The sequence below is a fragment of the Streptomyces sp. CY-1 genome, assembly GCF_047218265.1.
Taxonomy (GTDB): Bacteria; Actinomycetota; Actinomycetes; order Streptomycetales; family Streptomycetaceae; genus Streptomyces; species Streptomyces niphimycinicus.
Genome location: NZ_CP178393.1, coordinates 5,849,655 through 5,873,583, shown reverse-complemented (window position 1 = coordinate 5,873,583; position 23,929 = coordinate 5,849,655). Strand labels below are relative to the sequence as shown.

The following is a 23,929-nucleotide window of genomic DNA, read 5'->3' as shown; positions in this document are numbered from 1 at the left end:
CCGATCAACGTACGTCGACCGCCGGTCGTCCGTCGGCCGGATGCGCCGAGGCCGCCGCCGTTCGCCCCGCCGTCCGCGAGGGCCACCAGCTCGCCTCGCCGAGCAGCAGCATCGCCGACGGCAGGACCATGATCCGGACGATGAAGGCGTCGAGCAGCACGGCCGCCGCGAGGACGAAGCCGATCTGCTTCATCTCGATGATGTGCAGAAAGACGAAACTCACGAAGACGGTCGTCATCACCACGGCCGCACTCGTCACCACACTCGCCGACCTGCGGATTCCCTCGAGTACGGCCTGCCGGGTGGGCACGCCCGCGAGGACGGCCTCCCGGATCCGGCTCACCACGAACACCTGGTAGTCCATCGAGAGCCCGAAGAGGATCACAAAGAGGAACAGCGGTACCCGCGATCCGATGGAACCCGTGGAGTGGAAGTCCAACAGCCCCTCGGCCCAGGTCCCCTGGAAGACCAGGACGAGCAGTCCGAGCGCCGCCGCAGCGGAGAGCAGATTCAGTACGACGCCGATCAGGCCCAGCACCACCGAGCGGAACGCGTACGTCGTCATCGCGAAGGTGACCAGCAGCAACGCCCCGAGGACCAGCGGGAGTTTGCTGTTCTGGTGAGCGGGATAGTCGGCGTACCGGGCGACGTCCCCGCTCACCCCGGACTCCGCCCCCTCGACCCGGCCGACGGTGGCGGGCAGGTAGTCCTCGCGCAGGTGGTCCAGGGAGTCGTACGCCTGGTCGGAGTTGCCCAGGTACGGCACCCTCAGCTCGAGCGCGCTGATCCGGTGGTCGGCGGAGGTCCGGACGCGAGAGGCGCCGGCGAACAGCGGGTCGGCGTCGGCGCGCCGGGCCAGCTCGCGCAGCGCCCCGCCGACCTCGCCGGAGCGCTCGGCGTCGGCCCGTACGACGACCTGGTGGGTGACCCGTCGCTCCGGGAACGCCGCGTTGAGCCGGTCGTACACCCGCATGGCGGCGATGTCGCGGGAGTGGGTGTCCCGGCTCATCTCCGTGATCTTCAGCCCGGCCAACGGGGTGACGAGCGCGAGCAGGGCGAGAACCGAGACGCACAGGGTGGCCAGGGGGTGCCGGCTCGCGGGCCGCAGCAGAGCGGCCCATACGCGGCCACCGCTGTCGTCCCGGGGCCGGCGCGCGGGCTTCCCCCGCTCGGCACGGCGCCGCGCCCTGCGCTCCTCCCGCTTTCCCAGCTTGACGAGCATCGCGGGCAGCGCCGTCAGCGAACTGGCCACCGCGACCAGGACGACCACGATCGTGCCGGTGGCGAGCGAGGAGAAGATGACGTCGGAGGCGAGATACAGCGTCGCGGTGGAGGCCACGACCGCGAGTCCGGAGATCATGACGGCCCGGCCGGAGGTCGCCGCGGCCAATTCCACCAGCGCCTCGGAGCTGAGCCGGCCGCCCGAGCGGGCGCGCTCCTCGCGCTCCCGCTTGAGGTAGAAGAGCGTGTAGTCGACGCCGACCGCGAGGCCGATCATCAGGATGACGTTGGTGCCGACCCCGGCGTCGGGGGAAAGGTGTGAGGCCACCATCGAAAGCCCGATGGCCGCCGCGATGGACGACAGCGCGAGCAGCAGCGGCACCCCCGCCATGGTCACGGAGCCGAAGACGACCAACAGGGTGACCAGGGTGATGGGAAGCGTGATCTTCTCGGAGAGTGCCAGGTCGTCACCGCGCTGCTGGTCGACTCCCTTGCTGATGGAGGGACTCCCGGTCTCCTCCAGCCGCAGCCCCGGATACGCCTTCGCCACGGCCTCGGTCTGTCCGGCCAGCGCGTCGACCTTGTCCTTGGCGTCCCGCTCCTCGCCCTTCAGGGCCACCTCGACCATCAGGATCCGGCGGTCCTCGGACAGCAGCGGATCGGCGACGCCCGCGACCTCGGGCAGCCGCTTCATCCGGGCGGTCAGCTCCCCGGCGGCGGCCTCGGCCGCGTCCCGGTCGAAGGGTCCCGACCGGGAAGAGATCAGCACTTGTTCGGCGGCCCTGCGCTCCAGACCCCCCTCGGCGGCGATCGCCTCCGCCCGTCCGGCCTCGCCGACCCGGTAGTCGGCCGTGGTCGCGCTGTGGGTGCCGACGGCACTGCCGATGCCCAGACATAGCACCACGAACACCAGCCAGCCGACGATGGCCCGCCAGGGGTGCCGGGCGCTCCAGCGCGCCATGCGCACAGTGAATGAGTTCATGGCCAAAAGCGTTGCTGGCCAGGGTGGTTGGCCGACAGAGGTGCCCGGTTGAACTTCCCGTCCACCGATCGGTGGACGGGACAGGGCCAGGCCCCGGGATGGGGACCTGGCCCTGGAGAGTGCGCGAAGCACCCCGGCGCCGCCGATGCCGTGAGCATCGGCGGCGCCGGGGGTGAGGTCAGGCGCAGGACTTGTAGAAGCGCTTCCAGCCGTCGCCGGGCATGGCGGGCGGCTCGGACGTGCTGCCGAACTCCCCGTACTTCTGCTGCGTCGCGTAGTCGTAGTCCCCCGGGCCGCTGCCCGCGGTCGACAGGCGCACATCCCGATCGAGCTGCCCGTCACCGGGGTTGTTGAGGATCGCGAGGTCCGGGTACGGGTCGTCGCCGTAGTTGGCGATCCGGAGCTGCTGGGCCTCGCCCTGGTCGCCGATGTCGGAGTGCCGGGCCTTGGCGGAGCCCAGGTCCTTCCGTGCGAGGGGGCCGGGGCGGTATTCCGCGACGCGCGCGGTCGAGGCGTCGTCCCCGTCGGCCGGCTCGACGATGTTGACGACCATGTCCAGGGTGCCGTCGTTCTGGAAGTCGGCGACCGCCGCGGTCGCGACCTCCCCCTTCTTCGCGCCGAGCAGTTTGCTGACGGCCTGCTTCGCGCCGAACGTGCCGTCCGCGGCGCCCCACTGGATGGTCATCTTGGTTCCGGTGTGCCCGGGGTTCGAGATCTTGTCCGGGTTGCCGTCGCCGTCGAGATCGCCGACCAGCGTCGTGGCGTCGGCCAGACACGGGCCCGCCGCCTCGCCGACCTCGCCGGACCGTTCCGCGCCGCTCGAGTGCGACGACCCGGCCGCACTGGCCTGGTAACCGGCGATGGTCAGGGTCAGGGCGACAGCCGCGATCGGGGCGGCGATCAGACGTGACCGTTTGCGAAGCATCTGCGAACTCCTAACGTCGTTACTGCGAAGTGCGAGGGTGGCGACGCCCCAACCGGAATGGGGTGGCCCGGTCGGTTACTGGTCCGTTCCGCCGCCGAAGGGGACGGCGTCCGCCGGGGCGGTGTGCCAGTTGGTGACGACGGGCCTGTCGACGGTCATGGCGCTGACCGGCAGGGAGACCGGGTTGGGGTCCTTATCACCGACGGCGAGGATGATGCTGTCCAGTTCCTTGCCGTTGTTGTCGTTGGTGGTCTTCGGGTTCACCCCGGCATAGGCGGTGGTGCTCCCGCTCAACGTGACCGCGTCTCCCACGGACTGCTCCGCGGGACCCGCCTCGGTGCCGTCCGACCCGAAGGCCACCGTGGGCAGCGCGGCGGGCAGGTCACAGGTGATCCCCGCCTTGGCCTTCGCCATGACCAGGATGTATCCACCGGCCTGTGTCTCTTCCCGGGTGCTCCAGGAAATGTCGTTGGCCCCGCACACCTGTCCGACCTTGCCGCGCTCGCCGTTGCCGGTGTCGGCACCGGAGCCGTCCTGGGCTCCCTTGTCCTTGGCACCGGGGGTCTTGGCCGACGAGCCGCCGGCGGTGTCCTTGTCGGCCGCGGAATCGGCCGAGGCGCCGGTCGTGGCCTTGGCGGAGGCGGACGAGTCATTGGACCCGCTGCTCTTCTCGTCCGACTGGCAAGCGGTGGCGAACATCGCGGCAGTCACCAGCAGGCTGGCACCGGCGAACATACGGACCCGGGGGCGGCTGATAAGCATGGGAAGTCCTTCTTCGTCATCAGTGGTGTAGTGCTCCCGGCGATGTTTCGCTCGGTGTGCAACTCACTGTGCCGGTGCCCGCTACCGTTCCATTAGCGCTCCGCTAACGAAGCGCTGACGCGATCTCGGACCGGCCGACCCACCTGCGTATCGCCGGGGCGCCAGTAGAGTGAAACGGTGACTTCTCTGCCGGAAGACCCGCCGTTACTGGTCGGCGAAGACGACCGCGACGCGGCCGTGCGGCGCGTGCAGGAGGCGTACGCCGAAGGGCATATCTCGCACGAGGACATGGACGAACGCCTCCACCAGGTGCTCACCGCCAAGACCCGCGGCGAACTGGCGTCGGCTCTGGCCTCGCTCCCGGAGGAGAACGCGGGCACCACGTCCACGATCGCCGCCGCCGGCGGACGGATCAAGCGGCGCGGCGCATGGCGGGTGCCCCGGGTCCTCAAGGTCGCGTCCGCGTTCGGAAGGGTGCGCCTGGACCTGTCCCGGGCGGTCATCGAACATCCGGTAGTCGACATCGAGCTGCAACTCGGCACCGGCAGGGCCAGGATCACGGTGCCGCGCGACGCCATCGTCGACCTCGAGGATCTGCACACCGGGTGGAAGGACACCCACTACAAGCCCCGGCAGCGCTCCGGCCCCGGCGGGCCCAGGATCCGGATCTCCGGGACCATGGGATTCGGACGGCTGAAGATCCGCCACGCCCGGCGGTGAGGCGGCGTCAGCGTCCCGCGCGGTGCGTCGAGGTCGGGAAGGTGAGCGTGACCGCGAAGGCGCGGGTGCCGGTGGTGTGGTCCAGGGTGCCGCCCATGGCCTCGGTGAGATCGCGGGAGAGCCGCAGGGGCAGGGTGTCGGCTCGGGAGCCGTTCGGCTCCGAGGTGGTTCCGTCGGTGATCCGGACCGTGAGCCGTTCCGGCCTGGCCCCGGCGGTGAGGGTCGGCGGGGTGTCGGGGGTGCTGTGGCGCAGTGCGTCGGCTCCCAGCGCGGTGAGGACCCGGGTGAGCAGGGCGGCGTCGGCGATCACGTACGGGAGCTGTTCCGGCAGGTGGAGGGCGATGGTGCGGCCGCTGGTGCCGAGGTCGTCCAGCGCGGCGGTCAGTGCCTCGTCGAGGTCGACCGGCCGGAGGTAGAGGTCCAGGGCTCCGGCGTGCAGCCGGCTCAGATCGTCCAGGTCGGTGACGAGCTGGGCGGCGCGGCGCACTGCTGACCGGGCGGCGGCCAGGAGGCGGCTCGCCTCCCGGGACGGGCCGGTGGGCCGGAGGTCGCGCAGGCGTACGAGGGCGTCCTCGGCCGAGCGCAGCGGGGCCCGCAGATCGTGGCTCGCGGTCAGGAGCAGCGAGGCGCGGGTGCGTTCGGCGGCGGCCAGAGTGTCGGTTTCGGCGGCGTGGCGGGTGAGCGCGCCATGGGTGTGGGCGATGCCGATCTGCGTGGCGCATGCGGAGAGGATGCGCTGGTCGTCGCCGCTGAGTCCGTGGCCGTAGGCGGCCAGGGCGAGGCGGTCGCCGATGGGGACCTCGACGTCGCCTTGGTGGGGCCGCTCGGGTGGCCGTTCGCCGGTGCTGGCGACGACGTACCAGCGCGGCTCGCGGGCGTGTTCCGGCTCGCGTACGGGGCCCGGCTCGCGTACGGGGCCGGGGCCCGGTCCGTGTTCCAGCAGGCTGACCGAGGTCAGGGAGAAGTTCTCGCGCACCTGTTCGAGGAGGGCGGGCAGGTCCTGACCGCGCATCATGGCGGCCGCCAGCCGGCTCAGCACCCGGGCCTCGGAGGTGGCGCGCCGGGCCTGACCGGTCCGGCGGGCGGCGGCCCCGGACGCGGTGCCGACCAGCCACGCGGCGGCGAGGAAGACGGCCAGCGCCACGACGTCGATGGTGTGCACGACGTCGAGCGAATGCAGGGGCTGGGTGAAGTAGTAGTCGGCGAGCAGCCCCGCCGCCACGGCGGTGACCAGCGCGGGCAGGACGCCGCCGACCAGGGCGGTCAGCACGACGGCCAGCATGTAGCTCACCAGGGCGCCGGGGAGGCCCATCCGGTCGCGCAGGGCGATCAGGACCAGGGTCAGCAGGGGCAGCAGCACCGCGGCTCCGGCCAGCGCCGACCACAGCCGCGCCGGGCCGGTGCCGCGGGCGGGCCGCGGCAGCCGGAGGGAGGGGCCCTTCGCCGCCTGCTCATGGGTGACGATGTGGACGTCGATGGGCCCGGACCGATGGATGGTCCGCTGCCCCACACCCGCCCGCAGCAACAGCGAGAACCGTCCTCGGCGGCTGGCGCCGAGCACGATCTGGGTGACGTTCTCGTCCTCGGCGAACCGCAGCAGCGCCTCGGGGACGTCCTCGCCGACCGTCTGGTGGTAGCTGCCGCCCAGCGACTCCACCAGCGCCCGCTGCCGGGCCAGCACGCCCAGACGGTTGGGCTGGGCGAGCCCGTTGCCGGGGACGACATGGAGGGCCAGCAGCTCGCTGCCGGGGGTCCGGGTGGTGATGCGGGCGGCGCGGCGGATCAGCGTCTCGCCCTCGGGGCCGCCGGTCAGGCCGACCATGATGCGCTCCCGGGTCTCCCAGGGGGCGGTGATGCCGTGTTCGGCGCGGTAGCGCTGGAGCCCCTCCTCGACGCGGTCGGCGAGCCACAGCAGGGCCAGTTCGCGCAGCGCGGTGAGATTGCCCAGCCGGAAGTAGTGGGTGAGGGCGCCCTCGACACGGTCCTGCGGATAGACATCGCCGTGCACCAGACGGCGGCGCAGCGTCTCGGGCAGCAGGTCCACCAGCTCGATCTGGTCGGCGCGGCGCGCCACCTCATCGGGCAGCGTCTCGTGCTGGGTGACGCCGGTGATCTGCCGTACGACGTCGTTCAGCGACTCCAGGTGCTGGATGTTGAGCGTGGTGACGACGTCGATCCCGGCGTCGAGGAGTTCGTCCACGTCCTGCCAGCGCTTGGTGTTGCGCGACCCCGGAACGTTGGTGTGGGCCAGCTCGTCGACCAGCGCCACCTGGGGGCGGCGGGCCAGGACGGCGTCGAGGTCCATCTCGGTGAAGGCCGTACCCCGGTGGACCAGGGTGTGCCGGGGGACCGTCTCCAGCCCTTCGGACAGGGCCGCCGTCAGCCGTCGCCCGTGCGGTTCGACCAGCCCGATGACCACGTCGGCACCCTGGCCGCGCAGCCGCTGGCCCTCCTGGAGCATGGCGTACGTCTTCCCGACCCCGGGGGCGGCCCCGAGGTGGATCCGCAATCGTCCACGCGCCATCGGCGTCTCCTGTCGGCTCGGCCGCGATCATGCGCCCCGCACTTCCATGGTGCGCCGGGGAGCGCGGGACGGCGGCCGATCTCGCACCGCGGAGGTCCCCCGCCCATGACCGTTGTCGCCGCTCTGACGCCGCCGTGCGAGGAATTGACGCGGCGCTGACGGGACCGTGCGTCAGCGTCAGGGGAACACGTCAGGAGAGCGTCAAAACCGCTGCCCCGGGTGCCAGGGATCCGATAAGAGGGCTCGGCCGCGGCCGGTCACCCCGCCGAAGCTGAGCACTCCGAACGCATTCCGAGTCCTGGAGGCAGCAGCGCCATGTCGACGGTTTCCCGTGGTGGAAACCCGGTCGAGGCCACGGTGGGGGCCACGACCGGGGCCGATGAGGAACCCCCCGATACCGGCGTACGGGACGGGTCCGAGGAGCCGGGTGAGCGTCACAGACTCACCGCCACCCAGGGCCTGGCCGCGCTCTCGCTGGACGCGATGGCCTCCGTCGCGTACGGCCCGGAGGCCATCGTCCTGGTCCTGGCCGCCGCCGGCGCGCACGGCCTCGGCTTCACCCTGCCGGTCACCCTGGCCATCGCCGGGCTGCTGGCGGTGCTCGTCGCCTCCTACCGGCAGGTCATCGCCGCGTTCCCGAACGGCGGCGGCGCCTACGCGGTGGCGAAGGCGCATTTGGGCAAGCGGCCGGCCCTGGTCGCCGCGGCCTCCCTGATCCTGGACTACGTGCTCAACGTGGCCGTCTCCGTGACCGCCGGAGTCGCCGCCCTGACCTCGGCCTTCCCCGCCCTGTACGAGGACCGGGTGTGGATCTGCCTGGCGGTGCTCGGGCTGGTGACGGCGGTCAATCTGCGCGGCATCGTGGAGTCCGCGCGCGCCTTCATCATCCCCACCGCGATCTTCGTGGCGAGCGTTTTCGCCATCATCGTCGTCGGGCTGTTCCGAGGCTCCCCGGCAAGCACCGCCGCCGCTGCCGGACACGCCTCCGTGCTCGGCGACGGCGCGACCTCGGTCGGCGCACTGCTTCTGCTGAAGGCGTTCGCCTCGGGCTGCTCCGCGCTCACCGGCGTCGAGGCGGTCGCCAACGCCGTGCCGTCCTTCCGCGCCCCGGCCGCCCGCCGCGCCCAGCGCACCGAGGTCGCCCTCGGCGCCCTGCTGGGTGTCATGCTGATCGGGCTGTCGGTGCTGATCGGCCGCTTCCACCTCCAGCCGGTCGAGGGCGTGACCGTCCTCGCCCAGCTCGCCGACGCCTCCCTCGGCCACAACGCGGCGTTCTACGTCGTGCAGTTCGCCACCATGGTCCTCCTCGCGCTGGCCGCCAACACCTCGTTCGGCGGACTGCCCGTTCTGATGGGACTGCTCGCCCGCGACAACCACCTGCCGCATGTCTTCGGTCTCAAGGCCGACCGCCAGGTCCACCGCCACGGTGTCCTCGCGCTCACCGCCGCGTCCGCCGCCCTGCTGATCGTCTCCAGCGGTGACACCAACACCCTCGTGCCGCTCTTCGCCATCGGTGTCTTCGTCGGCTTCACCCTCTGCCAGACCGGCATGGTCCGCCACTGGCGCGAGCGGCGTACGCCCGGCTGGCGCGGCAAGGCCGCCCTCAACGGCTTCGGCGCACTGCTCAGCGGCATCGCGGCGATCGTCGTCACCGCCACCAAGTTCACCGAGGGCGCCTGGCTCATCGTCATCGCCCTGCCGCTGCTCGTCCTCGTCTTCGAGCGCGTCCACCGGGCCTACGACGGCATCGGCCGGGCCCTGGGCCTGGGCCGCATCCCTGAACCCCCGCACCCGGACCGCTCCCTGGTCGTCGTCCCCGTCTCCGGGATCTCCCGGCTGACCCGCGAGGCCCTGGGCGCCGCCGCCTCCCTCGGCGACGAGGTCCACGCCGTCACCGTCGTCCACCCCGACCCGGAGGACCGGCGGGCCGCCGAGACGCTGCGCCGCGACTGGGAACTGTGGAACCCCGGCACCGACCTGATCGACGTCCCCGCCGCCACCCGCTCCCTGGGCCGCCCGATCGCCGCGTACGTCACCGAACTGGCCGCCCGCAACCCCGGCACCCGCGTCACGGTCCTCATCCCCGAGACCGAACCCGCTCACCTCTGGCAACGCCTGCTCCAGAACCAGCGCGGCGCCGTCGTCGCCCACGCCCTGCGCCGCGACACCGACGCGGTCATCTGCCGACTGCGGTTCCGGCCGCCCACGATGTGACACCGGGCCGGCCGGACGTCCCCGCGCCCGGAGCGCGGCATGACGCGCGTCCTCGTGCCCGCGGACCCCGGCACTCAGCCGACGTGGACGTGGGGCCGCCGGGCCCGGTCGGGTTCGGCCTCGCGCAGCACTTCCCGGGTGACGGGGGCGACCTCTCCCTGGCCGAACAGGAAGAACCGCAGGAACTGGGCGAAGGGGCTGCCCTCGGTCCACTCGAAGTAGATATGCGGCCTGCACCCGGTCACATCCCGTACGTGCAGCAGCAGCGCGGCCAGCGAGTTGGGGATGCTGGAGCCGTCGAGGGTCAGGACGCGGTAGCGGCCGTGCAGCACCTCGCCGTGCACACGCAGCGCCGATTCGAAGTCGGACGGGTCGCGGACGGTGACCTCGACGAAGATCAGATCCTCGTCGTCCGGGATGTCGTTGTCGGCCCGTATCTGCTGGGTCTTGTCGCGGTACTCGGCCACGTCCCGGCGGTCCGGCTCGTTGGCGATGAACCGTATGCGGCGGGTGGCGCTGTCGCGGACGAAGCGCTCGGCCAGGTCGTCCAGATCCATGTCGGTGACCCGTAGCTCGAAGGCACGGGCGAGCCGGGACAGCAGGGAGACCGCGATGATGCCGGCGATGAAACAGGCGCCGATCTTGACGCCGTCGGGGCGTTCCACGACGTTGACCGCCGTGGTGTAGCCGAAGACCACCGAGATCACGCCGAAGCCGATGGTCCAGCCCCGCTGCCCGGCGCGGCGGGCGGCGATGGTGACGGCGACCGCGGCGGAGGTCATCAGGACCAGCACCCCGGTGGCGTAGGCACCGCCCTGGGCGTCCACATCGGCGTCGAAGAGCCAGGTGACCAGGAAGGCGATCAGGGTGAAGACGAGCACCATGGGGCGCACCGCGCGGGCCCAGTGCGGGGCCATGCCGTAGCGGGGCAGATAGCGGGGCATGAGGTTGAGCAGTCCGGCCATGGCCGAGGCGCCCGCGAACCACAGGATGCCGATGGTCGCGGCGTCGTAGACGCTGCCGAAGACGGAGCCCAGGTAGTGGTGCGCGAGATAGGCGAGAGCCCGTCCATTGGCCTGGCCGCCCGCCTTGAACTCGTCCTGCGGGATGAGCACGGTGGTGATGAAGCTCGTGGTGATCAGGAAGACGCTCATGATCACGGCGGCGGTGGTGAGCAGCTTCCGGGTGTCCCGGATCCGCCCGGTGGGACGCTCCTCGGTGTCGCCGGGGCCGCCGTCCACATGCGGCATGACGGCCACCCCGGTCTCGAAACCGGACAGGCCGAGCGCCAGCTTGGGGAAGACCACCAGCGCCAGACCGACCATGACCAGCGGATTGCTGTGCTCGGCGGTCAGCGCCTGCGACCAGTCGGTGACCACGTGGGACGCGGTGGCCACATGCCACAGCCCGACGATCACGACGACCGCGTTCAGTGCCAGGTAGCCGCCGACGAGCACCACCGCCACCCCGATGGCCTCCATGAAGCCCTTGAGGAAGACGGCGCCGAGAAGGGCCACCAGCCCCAGCGTGATCGGCACCTCATGGCCGTGCAGCGCGCTGGTGAAGTGCGGGTTCTCCACCAGGTGGGTGGAGGCGTCGGCGGCCGAGAGGGTGATGGTGATCAGGAAGTCGGTGGCCGCGAACCCCAGCAGCGTCAGAACGAAGAGCTTGCCCTTCCAGAACGACAGCAGCCGCTCCAGCATCGCGATCGACCCCTCGCCATGCGGGCTCTCCTTGGCCACCCGCCGGTACACCGGCAGCGCCCCGGCCAGGGTCACGGCCACCAGCACGACGGTGGCGATGGGGGACAGCAGCCCGGCGGCGAGGGCGGCGATGCCGGGCTGGTAGCCGAGCGTGGAGAAGTAGTCCACTCCGGTCAGGCACATCACCCGCCACCACCGCTGCCCCCGGTGCCCCTCGGGGACCTGGGCATGCGGTCCGGGCTGCTGTTTGGCCATATCGGACAGGCCCTGTAGCAGCCAGGTCCGCAGACGGCCTCCCGTGGGGGCCTCCGCCGGGCGGGGCTCCACATCGGTGGAGGTGGCCATGGTGCACTCCTGGTCAGATCGCGATACCGAACACGCCGTCGAAAAGAATCGGCCGAATCAGGGTAGGCAGGGCCGTAGGCAGGGCCATCCCCGGGCCTCACAGTGGCATGCCCGGACTTCCGGGAGCCGGTTACTTCGGGTCGCGCTTGAACGACGCCGTCGACCAGCGGTAGCCGAGCGCGGTCAGGCCGATGGACCAGCCGAGGGCGAGCCACCCGTTGTGGCCGATTCCGGTGCCCAGCAGCAGACCGCGCAGGGTCTCGATGGCCGGGGTGAACGGCTGGTATTCGGCGATGGGCTGGAACCAGCCCGGGATCGAGTCGATCGGGATGAAGGCGCTGGAGATGAGCGGCAGCAGGATCAGCGGCATCGCGCTGTTGCTGGCGGCTTCGGCGTTCGGGCTGGCCATGCCCATCCCGACCGCGATCCAGGTGAGGGCCAGGGCGAAGAGCACCAGCAGTCCGAACGCCGCCAGCCACTCCAGGGCGGTGGCGTCCGTGGAGCGGAAGCCGATGGCCACGGCGATGGCGCCGACGAGGACCACGCTGGCGATGGACTGGAGCACGCTGCCGATGACGTGCCCGATGAGCACGGATCCGCGGTGGATGGCCATGGTGCGGAAGCGGGCGACGATCCCCTCGGACATGTCGGTGGCAACGGACACCGCGGCCCCGATGACCGTGGAGCCGATGGTCATCAGCAGGATGCCGGGGACGACGTAGGCGATGTAGTCGGAGCGGTCGGCGCCGCTGCCGGCGATGCCCGCGCTCATCGTGTCGCCGAAGAGGTAGACGAAGAGCAGGAGCAGCATGACCGGTGTGAGCAGCAGGTTCAGGGTCAGCGACGGGTAGCGGCGGGCGTGCAGGAGATTGCGGCGCAGCATCGTGGCCGAGTCGCGGACGGCGAGAGAGAGGGCGCTCATCGGGCGGTCTCCTTGGACTGGTCGCTCTGGGCGGCGGGCACGGTGGAGCTGGTGGAGCTGGTGGAGCTGGTGGAGCCGGTGGAGCCGGTCGGGTCGGTCGGGCCGGTCAGGGCGAAGAACACGTCGTCGAGGTCGGGAGTGTGCACGGTCAGCTCGTCGGCCTCGACGCCGACCGAGTCCAGCCAGTCGAGAATGGAGCGCAGTTCACGCTGGCTGCCGTCGCTGGGGATGTGCAGCGACAGTGCCTCGTCGTCCCGTGTCACCTCGCGCAGGGCGGCGGAGGCGGACTGGTAGGCGGCCGGATCGGTGAAGCGCAGCCGGACATGCCCGCCGGGGATGAGCCGCTTCAGCTCGTCGGCGCTGCCCTCGGCGGCGATCTTGCCGTCGCTCAGCACCGCGATGCGGTCGGCGAGTTCATCGGCCTCGTCCAGGTACTGGGTGGTGAGGAAGACGGTGACGCCGTCGGAGACCAACTCACGGATGATGCCCCACATGTTGTGGCGGCTGCGCGGGTCGAGGCCGGTGGTCGGCTCGTCGAGGAAGATGATCCGCGGGCTGCCGACCAGCGTCATGGCGATGTCCAGGCGGCGCTTCATACCACCGGAGTAGCTGGCGGCGGGCTTCTTCGCGGCCTCGACCAGGTCGAACCGCTCCAGCAGCTCGGCGGCGACCCGCCGCCCCTCGCGCTTGGAGAGATGGTGCAGATCCGCCATGAGGAGCATGTTCTCCTCGCCGGTGATCAGCCCGTCGACGGCGGAGAACTGCCCGGTGACACCGATCGCGGCCCGCACCGCCTGCGGGTCGGCGGCGAGGTCGTGACCGGCGACGTGCAGGTCGCCGCCGTCGGCGCTGATGAGAGTGGAGAGGATCTTGACGGCGGTGGTCTTGCCGGCGCCGTTCGGGCCGAGCAGGGAGAAGACCGTGCCGACCGGCACCGCCAGGTCGATGCCGTCGAGGACGACCTTGTCGCCGTAGGACTTGCGCAGCCCGTTCGCCGCGATGGCCAAGCTGGTCATGAGAGGTGCTCCTTCTGGAAGCCGCGGGGTCAGAGGCTGCGGGCGGCGATGTCGCCCCGGGAAGTGGTCGCGTGGATGTCGAGCTCGGCGGTGCCCGCGTTCTTGAGGCCGTTGCTGACGCGGCCGTAGGAGGTACCGGCGTCCAGGGAGGCCGAGACCCCGGCGGCGGCGGTGACCGAGATGTCGCCCTGCTGGGTGCTCAGCACGACCTTGCCGCGTACGGCCTCGGCGATCCGGATGTCACCCCTCGCGGTGCTGATCTCCGCGGGTCCGTTGAGGCGGCGGACCTCGACATCGCCGTCGACCGCGGTGAGGCGGACACTCGCGGCCTCATCGATCTTGATATGGCGGTACGCACCCTCGAAGACGATGTCGCCGAGGCGGCCGACGGCCCGGAATTCGGTGCTGGCCGCCTTCGCCTCGACGCGGGAACCGGCGGGGAGTTGGACGGTCACCTCGATGGATCCGGAGGGGCCGAGGTACTGGTTGCTCACCGGGACCTCGATCCGCAGGGCTCCGTCGGCGTACTCGACGGTGGTCTGCTCCGCCGCCCGCACATCGCGGCTCTTCGAGGCGTTGGTGGGCCGGATCTCGACCGCGGTGTCGGCGCGATCGGCGGCGATGATCTGGACCCGCCCCGCGGGGATGTCCAGGACGGCGGCGATCGGGGCGGGGGTCTCGAACTTGCGCATCGTGCTCTCCTTGCGACTCGTTGTTTCCGACATTGGAAAAGCTACGTTGCGTTCAAGGAGTTGGCAACGAAATCGTTGCATCAAATCTCTATAAATGCAGGTAGAAGCCGAGTAATCGTTGCGATGACCCTGAAACATAATGCAACGAAGACTCGTCGAGCGTTGCAATGGATTGCGAGTGAACGCTATGCTGGGCCATCGGACAACGCCATCGGACAACACGAAGGAGGGCGCGATGCCGGGCGGCAGGCTCACCCAGAAGGACCGTCAGCAGATCGCGCTGGGGCTGGCCGACAACCTCCCCTACGCCGAGATCGCCCGCCGCCTGGAGCGTCCGACCTCGACGATCACGCGTGAGGTGATGCGCAACGGCGGCCCCACCGGCTATCGCGCGGAGCTGGCCCACCGCGCCACCGAACGCCGCGCCCACCGGCGCACGCCCGCCTCGTCCCGGGGGGCGGAGCCGGCCGCCCTGCCGCATGGACGCGACCCCGAGGCCGTGGCCGAGTACGAAGAGCGGTTCACCGCCGTCATGATGCAATCGGGCCTGTCCAACAAGATGATGGCGCGGGTGATGGTCTGCCTCCTGACCACCGATTCCGGCAGCATGACCGCCGCCGAACTGGTCCAGCGCCTTCAGGTCAGCCCGGCGTCCATCTCCAAATCGATCAGCTTCCTGGAGAGCCAGGCCCTCGTCCGCAGGGAACGCGACGAACGCCGCCGGGAGCGCTACGTCATCGACCACAACCTCTGGTACCAGTCGATGGCCGCCAGCGTCCGCGCCCTCACCCAGCAGGTCGAGATCTCACGCCAGGGCGTCGGCATCCTCGGCCCCGGCACCCCGGCCGCCGTCCGCCTGGAGAACGTGGCCCGCTTCCTCGACTTCGTCGCCGAAAGCCTCGCCCGCGCCACGGAACAGGCCCGCGACATCCTCTACACGAGCGCCGAAGCGCCCCCGGACGGCCCTGCCACACCGTGATCGACGCTCACCATCCCCTCTCCGTATGGGGCTTGGCCCGGATCTGTATCGCGATATAGCGTTAGCGCTAGCCTTCCACTCGCGCCGCTGTCTCCATCGCGCGGAGACGGCGGAGACGGCGGAGACGTTCGTCAGGACTAGAACCAGGACCAGGACCAGGACGGAAGCATGTCGGGAGAGATCTCGCCCGCCGGGGAGCACTCCGGCCCCGGCTCGTCGCCCGAGCTGCGGGCCTCTCATGCGGACCGGGACCGGGTGGTGGATGTGCTGCGTATCGCGGCGGGGGACGGCCTGCTGACCGCGGACGAGTTGGACGAGCGCCTGGAAGCCGCCCTGTCGGCGCGGACCCTGGGCGAACTGGCCGTCCTCACCGCCGACCTGCCGCCCGTATCGGCTGCTACGGGCGGCGGCATGGCTGGAGTTGAGGCCAAGGACGTAGTCCGGATCGAACAGGTCCACAGCGGCGCGGTCGAGCGCGCGGGGCACTGGGTGGTGCCGCGGCGGCTGGAACTCGCCGTGACGTACTGCAAGGTGACGCTCGACTTCACGGACGCCGTGATCACGCACGACACCTTGCGGATCGACGTGGCCATGACGGGCAAGACCCTGAAGCTGATCACGAGGCCGGGCGTCGTGGTCGACACCGATGAGCTGCGGCTGGTGCACAGCAGTGTCAAATACCGTCGGACTCCCGCGAATCCTGATGTGCCGGTCACCCTGCGCGTGGAGTTGGTCGGTCTGAAGGCCCACGGCCGCGTAGTGGTGCGGCCCGCGCGCCGGACGTTCGGACAGTGGCTGCTGCGCAGGCCCCCGTCCCTTCCCGCAGGTGATTGACGCCACGCCTGGTCTGGCTGGCCTGCGGCGGGCCATGCGTCGAGTCACGCGTTCGGTCATACGTCCAGTCATGCGTTCAGTTGTGCGCGAATGAGCGCGTCGAGCCGCTGCCATGCCGGGGACGAGGCATTGACCGTGCTCTGGATGAGGGCGGGAATCGCGGAGGCCGCGTCCAGCTCGGGCAGTTCGTCGGGGCCGTAGCGTTCCCGGGTCGCCGAGGCGATCCGGCGGGCGAGGTCGTCGAGGTGGGGATCGTCGGCGTTCAGATCGTGCGCGTGGTCGTAGTCGAGGAAGAGCTGCCGCAGCGCCGGGTCGGCCAGGGCCCCGGCCTGGTCGTGGAAGAGCGTGATCGCGCGGTCCGGATGGGTGGCGAACACGAGGATCCACAGGTCGCGTTGCAGCTCCACCCACCGAGGCGTGAATCCCCACTGGGCGAGGCGCTTCAGATGGGAACCGACCTCGCCGGGCAGCGGTGACAGCTTCCCGGCGGCGAGCTGGTGCAGACGCCCCTGCGTCGCCCGCAGGCCATGGATGCGGGCGGTCAGCTCGTCGTCGATCTCCCGCAGCGCCTGCTGAAACTCTTCATCGGTCGCTGATCTCAAGTCCCGGATCCGAGCCAGGGGGACACCGGCTTCGGCGAGGGTACGGATCTTGATCAGCTCGATGGCGTCGTTCGCGCCGTACCGCCGATACCCGGACGCATCGCGCTCGGGCTCGGGGAACAGCCCCTTGTCGTGATAGACGCGGATGGTCTTGACCGACACCCCGACGTACCCGGCCAACTGCCCGATGGTGATCACCCGGCCATCGTTCCACTTGACCCTTCCCCTGGGGCAGGGTTGCAGCATGGCGTCATGACGCACCTGAATTTCGACCGGGAGACCCTGCGCGAGCTGGCCGATCAGGGCAACGAGACCGCTTTGGACCGGCTCGCCGACCTCGCCGAGGCGGCCGGCGACCTCGGCGAACTGAGCGAGCTGCTGGACGAGGGGTCCGCACACGCCGGATTCCTGCTCACCCGCCGCGCCGCGGCCACCGGCGACCTGCGCGAACTGCAACGGATCGCCGACGCCGGATACGACGAGGCCGGGCACGAGCTGGCCCGGCTGTTGAAGGCACCGGCCGACGGACATGAGGCTTACCCGGGCCCGTGACCTGCACCTTTACATGGAGCGGGCAACCGTAAACATACACCTACCTGGTACATGGGTTACGCTTGGTACATGCCTATGAAGCGCACCAACGTCTACGCCGACCCGGAAGACCTCGCCATCATCAAGGACGCGGCCAAGCGCCGCGGCATCAGTGAGGCCGAGATCATCCGGCAGGGCATCCATCTCGCCGCGATGGCCAATCGCGTATGGGACGAGCCGTTGTTCTCCCGCACCTTCGCCGGCCCCGGGCGCACTCTCGCCAAGGACGAGGTCCGTGATGTCGTCGCCGATGCCGCTCAGTGCGAAACCGGTTCGGGAACCGCTGCGTGATCATCGTCATCGCCGACACCTCCGGCCTGCTGGCCGCGCTCGATTCCGCGCACCCGGAGCACGTAGCGGCGCAAGAGGCGATCATGGCTGCCGGGCTGCTCGTCATGTCGCCATTGCTGCTCGCTGAACTCGATCACGTAGCCACCCGCGAACTGGGGCGTGAGGCCGCGGTCAGTGCGATCGACGACATCCGGGGCTGGATGCGCCGCGGCCGGGTATCCGTACCCGAGATCACCGAGGGGCACCTCGGCATCGCTCAGACCGTCCGATCCCGCTACCGGGCACTCGACCTTGATCTCACCGACGTGGTGAACGTCGCTCTGGCGGCCGACTACGACACCGACGCGATTCTCACCCTGGACCGCCGAGACTTCCGTGCCGTACGTCCCCTCGGCCATCACAAGGCATTTCGCGTGCTGCCCGACGATCTCCCCCTCTGAAGTCCGGACCGCCCTCGTCAGCTCGCAGCCGAACCTGATGCGGACGCCTCCTGGAACGCTGCCAGCATCTCCGGGGACCAGGTCAGGCTGCCGTCCCGCAGATCGCTGATCACCCCCCGCAGCCAGCGTTCCTCGGTGTCGAGGACGGCGAGCAGGTATTCGTTCTCGATCAGCGTGATGCGCGGCAGTCCGGTCGCGGCCTCGGCGGACTGGCGCGCCAGTTCGGCACGTTGGGCCGCGAGTCCTGCTGCCCGTCGTTCCAGGATCGGTGCCGCCTCGTCCGGGCTGAGCAGGAGCATGTTCGACAGGGCCGCCGGGAACACGGGGAACTCCGTCTTGGGTACCGCCAGCATCTGCTCCAGCCACTCGCGGGTGACCGCCCGGCCCTCCTCGGTGACCTCATAGACGGTCCGCTCGGGGTATTGCTGGTCGCGCTCGGTCTGCCGGACGGCGATCAGCCCGCCGGCCTGTAGCCGCTCGATGGTGCGATACAGCCCGGCCCGCTGGCCGACGTTGACCACCTGCTCCTTGCCCCACTGCTTGAGCAGTTGCTGGATGCCGTAGGGGTGCAGGGGCCGATAGTGCAGCAGCGCCAGCACGGCCAGTCCGAGCGGTGAGCTTTTCACGGAGGCGGTCATACGGGCATCGTAGACAAAGAGCGACTAGTTGCATTTCTACTAGTAGCTTTGAAACTATGGCTCGGCGTTCACCCGACGCATCCACGTGACCCACGGGAGGGGTTATGAGCGACAACCGCGGCCGCGGCTCCGGCGTACGGACAGCACTGGTCATCGGGGGCGGTGTGGCGGGCCCGGTGACGGCGCTCGCACTGCGCAGGGCAGGCATCGCGGCGACGGTCTACGAGGCGTATCCCAGCGCGGCGGACGGCGTGGGAGCCTGGCTGGGTCTGGCGCCGAACGGCCAGGCGGCGCTGGCGACCGTCGGTGCCGACGCGGCGGTGAAGGCCGTCGGGCAGTCGGTGCCCGGCATGGTGATGGCGGATGGGGACGGCAATCACCTCGCCCGCTTCGGCGGATTCCCAGAACTGCCCGCCACGCTCACGCTGCCGCGCGACTGGCTGTTCCGGGCGCTGACCGACCACGCGGTCGCCGCGGGCGTCCGGTTCGCGTACGGCAAGCGGCTGGTCGCTGTCGAGGAGGCGCCCGACGGTGTCACCGCCCACTTCGCCGACAAGACCTCCGCGACCGCCGACATACTGATCGGTGCCGACGGCATCCACTCCACCGTTCGCACGGTGATCGACCCGCGGTCACCCGCTCCCGAGTACGGCGGCGTGCTGAGCTTCGGCGGCTACGCGACCGTGGGCAATGAGGCCGTGGGCAATGAGGCCGGAGCCGAACCGGGCACCATGTACTTCGCGTTCGGCCGCGCCTTCATGGGCTACTGGCAGGGCCCGGACGGGCGGCTGATCTGGTTCGCCGGCCTGCCCACGGACACCCCGCCGAGCCCGGCCGACCTTGTGCGCGTCCCCAACGCCGAGTGGCTGAGCCGGCTACGAGATCTGTACACCGGTCATGTCCCGGGTGAGCGGCTGCTGCGGCACACCAGCCCCGACGATCTGATGGTGGTTGGCCGGATGGAGCGCATGCCGCCCGTACCGCACTGGTACCGCGGCCGGATGGTGCTGGTCGGAGACTCGGTGCACGCCCCGTCCTCCAGCTCCGGACAGGGTGCCTCGCTCGCCATCGAGAGCGCGGTCGAACTGGCCCGCTGCCTGCGCGATCTGCCCACGCCAGGCGAGGCGTTCGCCGCCTACGAGGCCCTGCGCCGCCCACGGGTGGAGGCGATCGGCCGCAATGCCGCGGCCGTCAACAAGGTCAAGTCCGGCAAGAGCGACGCTCTCGCGTCGGCGTTTCCCAGCCCCGAGGAGTTGCTCCGCCCGCTCCACTTCCATCGCATCGAGTGGGAGGCGAAGGTGAACGCGGGGGCGAATGGGCCGCTCAGCACCACGGCCTGACGGGAACCGGAAACCGGAAACCGGAAACCGGGAAATCCGCCCGTGCCGCGGACGCTCCGGGTGGTCCACGACGACGCCACGAACCGGCCGTGAGGAACGGGCCGGCGCCGTCTCGCACCGGCGGCACGCACCGGCGGCACGCGCCGCGGCGATTCCCGTGAGGGGCGTCCCGCCTCCTCGAGCGCCACGTGCTCGGCGGCTCCGCGCCTGCTACTCGCAGGGGCAGGCTAGAAGGAGAGAGCCTGTCCATACTCGGTCGCATGGACGAGACAGCGCACGGCAAATCCCTCCTCGGTGAGTTCCTGTCCGGGCGCCGGGCTCAGTTGAAGCCGGTGGACGTGGGGTTGCCGGACTACGGGGACCGGCGGCGGGTGCCGGGGCTGCGGCGTGAGGAACTGGCCCAGTTGGCCGGCGTCAGCGTGGCCTACTACATCCGGCTGGAGCAGGGGCTGTCGCTCAACGCCTCGCCGCAGGTCCTCGACGCGCTGGCCACGGCTCTGCGGCTGGATGACGCGGAGCGGCGCCACCTGCACACCTTGTCCGGTGATGCCCGGCAGAGCCGCCGCCGGCTCCCCGCCGAGCGGGTCACCGCGGCGGTGCGCCAACTGGTCGATGCCTTCGGGGACTCACCCGTGGTCGTCCTGGGCCGGCGCTCGGACATCCTGATGTGGAACCGCGCCGGGCATGCGTTGTTCGCCGGGCACCTGGCCCCGGACAGCCCGGATCAAGCGGCCACGCGGCCCAACACCGCCCGGCTGGTATTCCTGGACGCCCACACGCGGGACCTGTACGTGGACTGGCCCAGGAAGGCACGGGATGTGGTGGGCAAGCTGCGGCAGGCGGTCGGCGAATACCCGGACGACCCGCATCTGGCCTCCCTCATCGGCGAATTGACCATGCGCAGCCCGCAGTTCGCCACGCTGTGGGCCGAGCACCGGGTGCGCGGCTGGGACATGGCCGAGTACCGGATGCGCCATCCGACGGTCGGGGAGCTGGACGTGCTTCAGCACTCGCTCCCGGTGCCCCGCGGGCAGGGGATCCGGGTGGTGGTGACGACGGCGGCGCCCGGCTCCGCCGCCCAGGCGGCACTGCGATTGCTCAACCAGACCCTCCAGCCCGTCACGGACATGCCGGCAGCCGCCCGCCCCGCCGTTGGCACCCCCGCACGGGTCGTTCCTTCCGCACACTCCTGACCCCGCCGTCCGGCCGTCAGGCCGTCCGGCCCAGGTCACCGCAGTACACACCGGCCCCAACCCTCCCGAGGAACAAGGACGACAATGAAGAAGACGAAGCTGAAGATCGCCATCGCGGGCGCGGCACTTGTCGCCGCCGTGGCCACCGGGACGGCGCTGGCCGCGAACGGTTCCGCTGCCGGATCCGGCTCCGGATCCGGCGCGGAGCAGCCCCGGACCGAGCAGGCCAAGCAGAAGACGCCCGGCGTCATCAAGGCCGACGGCTCGAATGTGTTCCCGCACTCGCTGGACTTCGACGCGCGGTCGAACACGTTCCTCGCCGGCTCGCTGAAGCACGGCACGGTCTCCGCCGTCAGTCCTGACGGAAAGGTGCGCACCTTCATCGACGACCCGCAATTGGTGTCGGCGCAGGCCATCCGCGTCGACCGCGAACGGGACCGGGACCGCGTCCTGGTCAGCAATGTGGACTACGGCACTGCCGACCGTTCCAAGAAGGACGCCCCCTTCCGCGTAGCCGGTGTGGGCAGCTACGACCTGAAGAGCGGGAAGCAGGACTGGTGCGTCGATCTGACCGCGGTCGCCCTGGACGGCAAGAAGCACCTGATCTCCGACGTGACGGTGGCGCCCGACGGCACCGCGTACGCCGTCGACGAACTGACCCCGACGGTGTTCCGCGTCGACCGCAAGGGCAACGCCTCGGTACTCCTGCGGAACGACCTGCTCAAGGGCACGCTTGACATTCCCGACTTCCTGAACGACGTGGGGATGTCAGCGGTGGAGTGGGTGGAGGGAAACCATCTGATCATCGCCATGGCCGACGGCTCCCTGGTACGGGTGCCCGTCAAACATCCCGAAAAGGCGCAGAAGGTGAAGCTCTCCGCGCCACTGGGGTCCCCCACGGCCGGCATGCGGCTCCTGAAGGACGGCTCGATCACGGCGGTCAGCAGCGGTCTGCTGACCGGCAAGCCCGCCCAGATCCAGCGCGTTGAGCCCCGCGACGGCTGGAAGAAGGCCACGGTGAAGGTCACCGACACCGTCGAGGACCCCGTCACCAGCGACGTGACCGCGGGACCGGACGGGACGACGTACGCGCTCAGCGGCGGGCTGGCAGACCTCCTTGCGGGCAAGCCCAACGACGGCTTCGGCCTGACCCCCGTCAAGACCGATTGAGCCGGCAGCCGTTCCCCGGACGACCCGTTCGCCGGCGGCGCAGACGGCTCCTACGGTCTGGTCGTCATGGACCAAGGCCGCGTCGAGCGCACCGGCCTCAGCGGCATCGACACCTTCCCCTACGACCCTGCCTGGGTGTTCGAAGGCCAATACCGCGCCGCTCCCGAAGGCCGCCGTATCGAGGTGCCCCGGCTGACCGTCCCACGCAGTACCGAGGCCATCCTTGCCCCCGTCGACCTGGTCGTGACCATCGACGGCGCCGAATACGTCCTGGCCGTCCTCCAGGAATTCCCCGGCTCCGTGGCGTTGCGCCGGCGTCGGAACAACGGCCCCGGCGCGGAAACACCGGGGCCGCCCTTTCGGGTCGGTCGCACGTGAGAGTGCACCGGCCCACTCACCATGTTATGTCTGGTGCGCTTTTCCGGCATCGGAGACTTTTCGGGTCCGGAAGTTCTTCCGCCGGGCGCCGACGCGGGCCGGCGGCGCCCTGAACCCCTTCAGGCGTGGTCCGTCTGCGCGGGGTCTTGCCCGGAGGACCGACTTGCCACCAGCCAGGACCGCGCCGGCTCTGCCGTGTGCGTGGTGTCCACGGTGAGCTGGAGGAGGGTTCCGCCGTCCGCGCCGGCCGGGTAGCTCCGCTGTTCGGTGCCGGCGAAGCAACGACGGAGCACTTCCGCGACCTGGCGGGCGACCTCGGGGCACGCGGCGACAATACGCACCTCGGCGCGCCCTCCCGAGGCTGATTCCGGTGGCTGCATGGTGACCTCGTTCATCAGGAAGAGGTGGCGGTGGGCGCGGGCCCTCGCGTCGTGCCCACCGGCCCAGGTCAGGAGAAGGTCATGGGTCATTCGCGGCCCCGTCGCGGTGTTGGGGGCGAGGAGGGGGCGGGGGCATGGGTGGCGGTCTCGCTCGCCATCAGACTGCTCGCGGTGAGGAGGGCGCCGACGGTGGCTGCGGCGGACATCAGCCGGGCGGCGGCTGCCGCACTCGTCTCCGGCGGGATCACCAGAAGATCCCAGCGGCCCGTCGTGTAGGAGAGCAGAATCACCTTGTGCGGGTCCTGCTCATCGGTGAACCAGCCCACCTTCACCGTGTGCCCGGTCGCAGGCACCTTGCGCGGGATCACGGGCCAGTGGGCCGGGTTCACGGAGATGCGCGTGATCCGGCCCCAGCGTGCGTCCAGCACGTCCGTCAGGGCGGGCAGCTCGCGGAGGAGATCGCGGGAGCGAGGCCACCACGCACCGTCCAGAAGACCTGGAACCGGGCTGGTCGGCGTCAGTGACAGGCGGGCCGGTGGGGAGGGCACGCGCTCATCAGGGGTCGTACGGTCGATGGCCATGGTCATGGCGCGGACCTGTCCCCGGGCGCGTCTTGCGACGTCCCGGTGTTGTCGCTCGCCGAGAACGACACCCGCGTGGAAGCCGGTGTGCGAAGTACTCCCGGTGTTCTCACTGTACTGCCCGTCGTGTGCGTCGGCCTGGTCTCCGATGCACTGGGAAGAACTGCCGACACGGCTGATCATCGACGACCGGATCGTGCGTCTTGATGCCTCATGCGCCCGCGCCTGTCCCAGGCGGGGTCGAACAGCGGTGCCGCCCTGCTACCAGTAGTGCCGACGCCCACCGACTGCGTGCCCGACGGCGCCAAGGACCCAGAGGATCGCTCCGATGACGAGGATGATGATTCCAATGGTCCACAGGATGGCAATGCCGGTAAGAAAGCCGACGACGAGGAGAATGATCCCGAGGACGATCATGGAGTCCTCCGATCTTCCGGGAACGCTCTCTTTCCACTGTCGTCCCGAATCAGGCACCACGCCAACTCG

At 70.3% G+C, this 23,929-nt stretch carries 24 protein-coding genes; 11 read left to right on the top strand and 13 right to left on the bottom strand.

Annotation, left to right across the window (positions count from 1 at the left end):
* Nucleotides 1–4: 4 nt before the first annotated feature.
* The 3 genes from ACK1X7_RS25310 to ACK1X7_RS25300 all read right to left on the bottom strand — a co-directional run bounded on the left by ACK1X7_RS25310 (nt 5) and on the right by ACK1X7_RS25300 (nt 3,890).
* Nucleotides 5–2,203, bottom strand: a complete 2,199-nt coding sequence (locus ACK1X7_RS25310; RefSeq protein ID WP_413115676.1) for an MMPL family transporter — start codon at nt 2,201–2,203, stop codon at nt 5–7.
* A 178-nt stretch (nt 2,204–2,381) separates the two neighbouring features.
* The gene (locus ACK1X7_RS25305) at nt 2,382–3,128 is read right to left on the bottom strand and encodes an FG-GAP repeat domain-containing protein (RefSeq protein WP_390793743.1); all 747 of its coding nucleotides are present in this window, start codon (nt 3,126–3,128) and stop codon (nt 2,382–2,384) included.
* A gap of 75 nt (nt 3,129–3,203) precedes the next feature.
* Nucleotides 3,204–3,890, bottom strand: a complete 687-nt coding sequence (locus ACK1X7_RS25300; protein ID WP_385146449.1) for a DUF4232 domain-containing protein — start codon at nt 3,888–3,890, stop codon at nt 3,204–3,206.
* A gap of 177 nt (nt 3,891–4,067) precedes the next feature.
* Between ACK1X7_RS25300 and ACK1X7_RS25295 the strand changes: the two genes are divergently transcribed.
* A complete protein-coding gene (locus tag ACK1X7_RS25295; RefSeq protein WP_413115675.1) occupies nt 4,068–4,610 on the top strand; it encodes a DUF1707 SHOCT-like domain-containing protein in 543 nt (180 codons plus the stop codon).
* A 7-nt stretch (nt 4,611–4,617) separates the two neighbouring features.
* Here the strand turns inward: ACK1X7_RS25295 and ACK1X7_RS25290 are convergent, their stop codons facing one another.
* On the bottom strand, nt 4,618–7,134 hold the full coding sequence (locus tag ACK1X7_RS25290; protein ID WP_390793745.1) for a sensor histidine kinase: 2,517 nt from the start codon (nt 7,132–7,134) through the stop codon (nt 4,618–4,620).
* 315 nt (nt 7,135–7,449) lie between these two features.
* Here ACK1X7_RS25290 and ACK1X7_RS25285 point away from each other — a divergent pair, with 315 nt between their 5' ends.
* Nucleotides 7,450–9,348 carry an APC family permease gene (locus tag ACK1X7_RS25285; RefSeq protein WP_385146455.1) on the top strand — a complete coding sequence of 633 codons (1,899 nt, stop codon included), beginning with the start codon at nt 7,450–7,452 and terminating at the stop codon, nt 9,346–9,348.
* Between the two features lie 74 nt (nt 9,349–9,422).
* Here ACK1X7_RS25285 and ACK1X7_RS25280 read toward each other — a convergent pair whose 3' ends face one another.
* The 4 genes from ACK1X7_RS25280 to ACK1X7_RS25265 all read right to left on the bottom strand — a co-directional run bounded on the left by ACK1X7_RS25280 (nt 9,423) and on the right by ACK1X7_RS25265 (nt 14,026).
* Nucleotides 9,423–11,396 carry an APC family permease gene (locus ACK1X7_RS25280; protein WP_385146457.1) on the bottom strand — a complete coding sequence of 658 codons (1,974 nt, stop codon included), beginning with the start codon at nt 11,394–11,396 and terminating at the stop codon, nt 9,423–9,425.
* Nucleotides 11,397–11,526: 130 nt separating this feature from the next.
* Complete coding sequence (locus ACK1X7_RS25275; protein ID WP_216340701.1) at nt 11,527–12,318, bottom strand: ABC transporter permease; 792 nt, start codon at nt 12,316–12,318, stop codon at nt 11,527–11,529.
* Entirely contained in the window at nt 12,315–13,334 is a 1,020-nt protein-coding gene (locus tag ACK1X7_RS25270; RefSeq protein ID WP_413115674.1) for an ATP-binding cassette domain-containing protein, read from the bottom strand. Before ACK1X7_RS25270 ends, ACK1X7_RS25275 begins: the two co-directional genes overlap by 4 nt.
* A gap of 29 nt (nt 13,335–13,363) precedes the next feature.
* Entirely contained in the window at nt 13,364–14,026 is a 663-nt protein-coding gene (locus ACK1X7_RS25265) for a DUF4097 family beta strand repeat-containing protein (RefSeq protein WP_385146461.1), read from the bottom strand.
* Between the two features lie 235 nt (nt 14,027–14,261).
* On the opposite strand from ACK1X7_RS25265, the gene ACK1X7_RS25260 reads away from it, so the two are divergent.
* Both ACK1X7_RS25260 and ACK1X7_RS25255 read left to right on the top strand, forming a co-directional pair.
* The gene (locus ACK1X7_RS25260; protein ID WP_385146463.1) at nt 14,262–15,005 is read left to right on the top strand and encodes a helix-turn-helix domain-containing protein; all 744 of its coding nucleotides are present in this window, start codon (nt 14,262–14,264) and stop codon (nt 15,003–15,005) included.
* 168 nt (nt 15,006–15,173) lie between these two features.
* A complete protein-coding gene (locus ACK1X7_RS25255; protein ID WP_390793749.1) occupies nt 15,174–15,839 on the top strand; it encodes a DUF1707 SHOCT-like domain-containing protein in 666 nt (221 codons plus the stop codon).
* A gap of 68 nt (nt 15,840–15,907) precedes the next feature.
* Here ACK1X7_RS25255 and ACK1X7_RS25250 read toward each other — a convergent pair whose 3' ends face one another.
* The gene (locus tag ACK1X7_RS25250; protein ID WP_390793750.1) at nt 15,908–16,639 is read right to left on the bottom strand and encodes a MerR family transcriptional regulator; all 732 of its coding nucleotides are present in this window, start codon (nt 16,637–16,639) and stop codon (nt 15,908–15,910) included.
* A gap of 54 nt (nt 16,640–16,693) precedes the next feature.
* On the opposite strand from ACK1X7_RS25250, the gene ACK1X7_RS25245 reads away from it, so the two are divergent.
* The 3 genes from ACK1X7_RS25245 to ACK1X7_RS25235 all read left to right on the top strand — a co-directional run bounded on the left by ACK1X7_RS25245 (nt 16,694) and on the right by ACK1X7_RS25235 (nt 17,763).
* Nucleotides 16,694–16,993, top strand: a complete 300-nt coding sequence (locus tag ACK1X7_RS25245) for a hypothetical protein (protein ID WP_385146469.1) — start codon at nt 16,694–16,696, stop codon at nt 16,991–16,993.
* A gap of 69 nt (nt 16,994–17,062) precedes the next feature.
* Nucleotides 17,063–17,323 carry a CopG family transcriptional regulator gene (locus tag ACK1X7_RS25240; RefSeq protein WP_385146471.1) on the top strand — a complete coding sequence of 87 codons (261 nt, stop codon included), beginning with the start codon at nt 17,063–17,065 and terminating at the stop codon, nt 17,321–17,323.
* On the top strand, nt 17,320–17,763 hold the full coding sequence (locus ACK1X7_RS25235; RefSeq protein ID WP_385146473.1) for a PIN domain-containing protein: 444 nt from the start codon (nt 17,320–17,322) through the stop codon (nt 17,761–17,763). The genes ACK1X7_RS25240 and ACK1X7_RS25235 overlap by 4 nt, the downstream gene beginning before the upstream one ends.
* A gap of 17 nt (nt 17,764–17,780) precedes the next feature.
* On the opposite strand, the gene ACK1X7_RS25230 is transcribed toward ACK1X7_RS25235, so the two are convergent.
* Complete coding sequence (locus ACK1X7_RS25230) at nt 17,781–18,401, bottom strand: PadR family transcriptional regulator (RefSeq protein ID WP_385146475.1); 621 nt, start codon at nt 18,399–18,401, stop codon at nt 17,781–17,783.
* Between the two features lie 104 nt (nt 18,402–18,505).
* Between ACK1X7_RS25230 and ACK1X7_RS25225 the strand changes: the two genes are divergently transcribed.
* The 4 genes from ACK1X7_RS25225 to ACK1X7_RS25210 all read left to right on the top strand — a co-directional run bounded on the left by ACK1X7_RS25225 (nt 18,506) and on the right by ACK1X7_RS25210 (nt 22,482).
* Nucleotides 18,506–19,741 (top strand): FAD-dependent monooxygenase, encoded by a 1,236-nt coding sequence (locus ACK1X7_RS25225; protein ID WP_413115673.1) that lies wholly within the window; start codon nt 18,506–18,508, stop codon nt 19,739–19,741.
* A 260-nt stretch (nt 19,742–20,001) separates the two neighbouring features.
* Nucleotides 20,002–20,934 (top strand): helix-turn-helix transcriptional regulator, encoded by a 933-nt coding sequence (locus tag ACK1X7_RS25220; RefSeq protein WP_390793751.1) that lies wholly within the window; start codon nt 20,002–20,004, stop codon nt 20,932–20,934.
* 84 nt (nt 20,935–21,018) lie between these two features.
* Entirely contained in the window at nt 21,019–22,104 is a 1,086-nt protein-coding gene (locus tag ACK1X7_RS25215; RefSeq protein ID WP_385146481.1) for a hypothetical protein, read from the top strand.
* A 66-nt stretch (nt 22,105–22,170) separates the two neighbouring features.
* Nucleotides 22,171–22,482 (top strand): DUF1684 domain-containing protein, encoded by a 312-nt coding sequence (locus ACK1X7_RS25210; RefSeq protein WP_413115672.1) that lies wholly within the window; start codon nt 22,171–22,173, stop codon nt 22,480–22,482.
* 119 nt (nt 22,483–22,601) lie between these two features.
* Here ACK1X7_RS25210 and ACK1X7_RS25205 read toward each other — a convergent pair whose 3' ends face one another.
* The 3 genes from ACK1X7_RS25205 to ACK1X7_RS25195 all read right to left on the bottom strand — a co-directional run bounded on the left by ACK1X7_RS25205 (nt 22,602) and on the right by ACK1X7_RS25195 (nt 23,860).
* Nucleotides 22,602–22,862, bottom strand: coding sequence for a hypothetical protein (locus tag ACK1X7_RS25205; protein WP_361498855.1), 261 nt, complete (start codon nt 22,860–22,862; stop codon nt 22,602–22,604).
* A gap of 86 nt (nt 22,863–22,948) precedes the next feature.
* A complete protein-coding gene (locus ACK1X7_RS25200; RefSeq protein ID WP_361498829.1) occupies nt 22,949–23,449 on the bottom strand; it encodes a DUF5994 family protein in 501 nt (166 codons plus the stop codon).
* Nucleotides 23,450–23,704: 255 nt separating this feature from the next.
* The gene (locus ACK1X7_RS25195) at nt 23,705–23,860 is read right to left on the bottom strand and encodes a DUF6131 family protein (RefSeq protein WP_361498831.1); all 156 of its coding nucleotides are present in this window, start codon (nt 23,858–23,860) and stop codon (nt 23,705–23,707) included.
* Nucleotides 23,861–23,929: the final 69 nt, after the last annotated feature.

Bases quoted from the DNA above. Each gene is read 5' to 3' on its own strand.
- ACK1X7_RS25230 (WP_385146475.1), bottom strand. From the start codon at position 18,401: ATGACCGCCTCCGTGAAAAGCTCACCGCTCGGACTGGCCGTGCTGGCG.
- ACK1X7_RS25285 (WP_385146455.1), top strand. From the start codon at position 7,450: ATGTCGACGGTTTCCCGTGGTGGAAACCCGGTCGAGGCCACGGTGGGG.
- ACK1X7_RS25260 (WP_385146463.1), top strand. From the start codon at position 14,262: ATGCCGGGCGGCAGGCTCACCCAGAAGGACCGTCAGCAGATCGCGCTG.
- ACK1X7_RS25245 (WP_385146469.1), top strand. From the start codon at position 16,694: ATGACGCACCTGAATTTCGACCGGGAGACCCTGCGCGAGCTGGCCGAT.
- ACK1X7_RS25210 (WP_413115672.1), top strand. From the start codon at position 22,171: ATGGACCAAGGCCGCGTCGAGCGCACCGGCCTCAGCGGCATCGACACC.
- ACK1X7_RS25240 (WP_385146471.1), top strand. From the start codon at position 17,063: ATGCCTATGAAGCGCACCAACGTCTACGCCGACCCGGAAGACCTCGCC.
- ACK1X7_RS25300 (WP_385146449.1), bottom strand. From the start codon at position 3,890: ATGCTTATCAGCCGCCCCCGGGTCCGTATGTTCGCCGGTGCCAGCCTG.
- ACK1X7_RS25205 (WP_361498855.1), bottom strand. From the start codon at position 22,862: ATGCAGCCACCGGAATCAGCCTCGGGAGGGCGCGCCGAGGTGCGTATT.
- ACK1X7_RS25215 (WP_385146481.1), top strand. From the start codon at position 21,019: ATGAAGAAGACGAAGCTGAAGATCGCCATCGCGGGCGCGGCACTTGTC.
- ACK1X7_RS25305 (WP_390793743.1), bottom strand. From the start codon at position 3,128: ATGCTTCGCAAACGGTCACGTCTGATCGCCGCCCCGATCGCGGCTGTC.
- ACK1X7_RS25290 (WP_390793745.1), bottom strand. From the start codon at position 7,134: ATGGCGCGTGGACGATTGCGGATCCACCTCGGGGCCGCCCCCGGGGTC.
- ACK1X7_RS25195 (WP_361498831.1), bottom strand. From the start codon at position 23,860: ATGATCGTCCTCGGGATCATTCTCCTCGTCGTCGGCTTTCTTACCGGC.
- ACK1X7_RS25220 (WP_390793751.1), top strand. From the start codon at position 20,002: ATGGACGAGACAGCGCACGGCAAATCCCTCCTCGGTGAGTTCCTGTCC.
- ACK1X7_RS25265 (WP_385146461.1), bottom strand. From the start codon at position 14,026: ATGCGCAAGTTCGAGACCCCCGCCCCGATCGCCGCCGTCCTGGACATC.
- ACK1X7_RS25275 (WP_216340701.1), bottom strand. From the start codon at position 12,318: ATGAGCGCCCTCTCTCTCGCCGTCCGCGACTCGGCCACGATGCTGCGC.
- ACK1X7_RS25255 (WP_390793749.1), top strand. From the start codon at position 15,174: ATGTCGGGAGAGATCTCGCCCGCCGGGGAGCACTCCGGCCCCGGCTCG.
- ACK1X7_RS25270 (WP_413115674.1), bottom strand. From the start codon at position 13,334: ATGACCAGCTTGGCCATCGCGGCGAACGGGCTGCGCAAGTCCTACGGC.
- ACK1X7_RS25280 (WP_385146457.1), bottom strand. From the start codon at position 11,396: ATGGCCACCTCCACCGATGTGGAGCCCCGCCCGGCGGAGGCCCCCACG.
- ACK1X7_RS25225 (WP_413115673.1), top strand. From the start codon at position 18,506: ATGAGCGACAACCGCGGCCGCGGCTCCGGCGTACGGACAGCACTGGTC.
- ACK1X7_RS25310 (WP_413115676.1), bottom strand. From the start codon at position 2,203: ATGAACTCATTCACTGTGCGCATGGCGCGCTGGAGCGCCCGGCACCCC.
- ACK1X7_RS25200 (WP_361498829.1), bottom strand. From the start codon at position 23,449: ATGACCATGGCCATCGACCGTACGACCCCTGATGAGCGCGTGCCCTCC.